Source organism: Limosilactobacillus reuteri (genome assembly GCF_020785355.1).
Lineage (GTDB): Bacteria > Bacillota > Bacilli > Lactobacillales > Lactobacillaceae > Limosilactobacillus > Limosilactobacillus reuteri_I.
The window spans coordinates 1-209 of sequence record NZ_JAJGVH010000013.1 but is presented as its reverse complement, the minus strand read 5'-3'; the positions used below and the strand labels follow the sequence as shown (position 1 = coordinate 209).

Annotated in this window: 1 rRNA gene; it reads left to right on the top strand. The window is 46.4% G+C overall.

The annotated features are described in order from the left end of the window. Positions 1 to 23: 23 nt before the first annotated feature. A 23S ribosomal RNA gene (locus LMB56_RS00065) occupies positions 24 to 209 on the top strand; the annotation flags it as partial.

Below are 209 nucleotides of genomic sequence, written 5' to 3'. Positions count from 1 at the left end.
ATCAGACAATCTTTGATTGTTTAGGTTAAGTTATGAAGGGCGCATGGTGAATGCCTTGGTACTAGGAGCCGATGAAGGACGGGACTAACACCGATATGCTTCGGAGAGCGGTAAGTACGCTTTGATCCGGAGATTTCCGAATGGGGCAACCCAATCAGCTTAGTCGCTGATTACTTGACTAGTGAATACATAGCTAGCAAGAGGTAGAC